The 3,501-nt window shown below is 53.8% G+C and carries 2 protein-coding genes and 1 tRNA gene; all 3 read left to right on the forward strand.

All coding sequences use genetic code 11. The features are described from left to right. Positions 1-9: 9 nt before the first annotated feature. A tRNA-Ala gene (locus EN750_RS24175) sits at positions 10-85 on the forward strand. Positions 86-485: 400 nt separating this feature from the next. Continuing rightward, positions 486-1,247 carry a hypothetical protein gene (locus EN750_RS24180; RefSeq protein WP_127397888.1) on the forward strand — a complete coding sequence of 254 codons (762 nt, stop codon included), beginning with the start codon at positions 486-488 and terminating at the stop codon, positions 1,245-1,247. Next, on the forward strand, positions 1,247-3,501 hold a 2,255-nt coding region (locus EN750_RS24185; protein WP_127397890.1), incomplete at its 3' end, for a tetratricopeptide repeat protein. The genes EN750_RS24180 and EN750_RS24185, both read left to right, overlap by 1 nt.

Consider the following 3,501-nt stretch of genomic DNA (forward strand, 5'->3'; position numbering starts at 1 on the left):
CCGCTGGACGGGGCTGTAGCTCAGCTGGGAGAGCGCGTCGTTCGCAATGACGAGGTCAGGAGTTCGATCCTCCTCAGCTCCACCAGCGGATAGGTGGCCGTAGAATATCGCAACAAGATCAATACCTTATAAGGAAGTATCATAAACTACGCCCCCATCTGCGTACCCACGGTGCGTACCCAGCGTTTCACGAGCCAGGCTGGTAGTCTCGGCGCTGCAGATTGACCGCCTCTAGGGCCTCGCGAGTAGCCAAAGCATTGCCCACGCGGACTGGCTCCTCGCTGTGCAGCCAGATTTCATCTGTTCTATAGACATTTCTTGCTGGTCTATAGACATTTCTTGCTGTCTCCTTCACTCTTTAAATACCGGGGGGGGTATTTGGGTTGGCTACATCTTCTGTAGACACTTGTCCGCATTGCACTGCGGAAGTCCCGAGCCACATTCGAGACTGTGTTCGATGCGGAGAAGCGGTTGGGTTCCCCAACGTGCGAGCAGCCGCCGGTTCAGCCGAGGTTGCTGCGCTAGATCGCCGCGTCACCACTGCCTTCTCGTCAGCAAAAGCAGCTGGGTACGACGCGATCCTCGATGACTTCGGTCAAGCTATCGCAACGGCATCAGTGGCAGTGATTGCAAGGCCCCTCATGACCTTGCAACGCATCGTCGACAATTCCAATCTCCTTCTAATGACTTTTTACAAAGAAATGGAAGCCGGAGGGCGCACGGCAGAAAACAACGACGCTGACAAGGGAAGGACCCAAATCGACAGCTTGGTAAATCCTCTGTATTACACAGAACTCCATTTCGCCGCACTCTCATTGAATGGTGAAGGAGTTCGTCACTATGGGGATTTTCAGCTTACGCTCGCAAGTAGTTACATCTCATCTCGCGCCACTGTTTTTGAAGAAAACCCTTTCCAATTTGGGCAACGCCATAGAATCGTGGTGGGTGGCAGGTGCCCAGTTGGATACCGTGCCGCCTGGGAGGATCGCGGCAAGCTGGCCCAAGCGAAGCTCTTCCCGCAACTTACAAAGGCCTCGAAACCAGACGACTATCCAGGCGTTTTGATTAACCAAGGCGGCACGCGAGGCGAAGAGGACTTTATTGAAGTTCACATTTTTGGCACAATTGGGGTTGGAACGATAGAACGGATTGTTGCGTATCAGCCGAAAGGCCATGAGAGGCACATCTGGCGGGGTCTTCAGCGAAAGCTTAAGTCCGCAGGGATTGTCGTGGAGGTAAAGTTGTGATGGATGCGTGGCTCTCTGGCGAAGCCGGTGCTTATGCGGTTCCCTCAGGTTCGCTCCTCAAGATCGTCCACCTAGGTTCCGAAAGCGAATTCTTGGTTGACCGGTCGGAAGCGCAGAGGTCCTTCGCTGCGGCTTACGACACCATTGTGATGTCGGTCAAAGATGAGCTCGAAGCCCGCGAACGGGCCACCACGCTTTACAAAGCAGAACTCGCCACAAGACTATTCTTCATCCTTTACGACGAGGAGGAGGAAGCCTCAGATCGCGATGCGGTTGCGTCTGACCTAGGAGATTTGCTTCAAAGCAGACCAGTCGTAGAGAGGGTAGAGAACGTGCTGTTCTCTATGCCTTTCCCCCAAAAGATAGACGTGGCCTTAGTGGTTGAGGCGGCTGCGCCGTATCCTCCAGTCTCAGCTTTGATTTCTAAAGTTGCTCAATTCCAAGCGTCAATTGGGACCGTGCGCCACTGCTTTGACGACGTCGATCGCTCTATCTTCGATGATGATTGTCCCTACTCACAGTTCGACAAAGCTGCGACCCATCGCGGGTGTTTCAAGGCGTTCTCAGTTGCGCACGCAGAGGGCAAAGACACCAACTTCGCGATGCTCCAAGTACTCCGCGCCCTAAGCGGCATCCCTGGCGCTAGAAATGTGGTGAATAGCTGGGCGTCTGGCTTTGCGACCTATACTCGTAGGAGACTACCACTTGTCCACGAAGTTGACGTAGATGACTTCGAGCATGAAGGCAGTTCCGATTGGGGGGCCTTTGCAAATGTGCGCACACAGCTCAGAGCAGTTATTGAAAAGCTCCGCGACAACGACCTGGAACAAGCTCGGCGCTTTGCCTCACAACTTATTCAACTTCAAATGAGCCAGCCAGACGGCTCATTTTATGCAGCAAAATCCCTCTGCTTAATGAGCCAGGAGGCCAAGCAGCTGGAACTTTGGGACTTGCAGTATGAGTGGGCGCATTGGGCAACACAGCTTCGCCCGACAGACCCCTTCGGACACGGCCAAGAGGCGGATGCCCTGATCGATGCGGGCCGTTTGGTGGAAGCGGCAGAGGCGCTAGACAAATGCGCGGCTTGGGGTGATGGATTGTTTGCGGCTACCGGTCGGGCGAAGATACTCCGCCAAATCGGGAAACTTGAAGAGGCGCGATCGGCGTACCTAGCCGCGTACCGCGAATTCTCCCCCGACCCAGAATCTGTTCATGCGTTGTTGGGCGCCGCCGGAGTAGCACGGGAAATGGGTCTCCTTGACACCTCATTGCGTGAGTTCAACGAGGCACTGGAGTTGTATCCAGACGATACATTTTTATTGGCAGGGAAGGCCGCAACGCAAAGTGAGTTGGGTGACTGGCAGGGCGTCAAGCGGACCGTAGAATCCATAAGCATGGTTCGACCCGATGAAGTTTCTGGTTCAATTGCAGGTGCAAATGCGCTGAAGCTGTCTGGTTCGTTGGACGCCGCCGTGACAGAGTTTACACGCTTGAAACGCCGCTTCCCGTATCTCACACAACCACGAATAGGCTTGATTGATAGCTTGCGCATGCTCGAAAAGTATGACGTCGCGATCAACGAGATTTCAGAGGCGCAAGATCGCTTCCCCCGGAGCGCGCATTTCGTGGCTCAGATGGCAGATGTGAAACGTGAACTTGGAAAGCCACTGGAAGCCTTCAACGATGTTCTGACTGCTATTAAGACCTACCCCAAAGATCTCAGACTTCTTAGCACACTAAGTAGGTTGAACCGAGCGTGCCACCGAGATACTGAGGCACTAGCAATTGTCGATCAAGCAATCCTAGACAATCCTCAGGTATTTTGGCTTCGCCTAGAGCGCGCCGACCTGCTTAAGCGCTTGGCCCAAGTAGACGCCGCTTTGGTCGCCTACAGCGATTTGGAGAATGAGCACCCCAACTATTTGCCGGTTATAAATTCAAAAGCGGCTTTGCTCACACATTTAGGACGTTTTGACGAGGCGCATCGTTTGCTTATAAAAACTTCTAAACGTGAAACGCAGCATGAATGGCGGTCTTTCATTCTGCTGGGAGTTCTTCTTTGTCGCCAGGGCCTATTTAAAGATGCATTGGTGCACTTGAACGTCCGTCCCGACTGCGTTCCCTTCGCCCGAGAGCGAAGGATGCTTGCAAATGCAGTAGCGTCGGCGGAGTTAGGTTATGGGCGGCTAGCTGCTGCAGTGGCAGCCTCCGTGGACAAACCCGGTGAGGTATCAAACGTAATTCGGTTTCATGC

Origin of the sequence: Mesorhizobium sp. M7A.F.Ca.ET.027.03.2.1, assembly GCF_003999175.1 — a bacterium.
GTDB lineage: Bacteria > Pseudomonadota > Alphaproteobacteria > Rhizobiales > Rhizobiaceae > Mesorhizobium.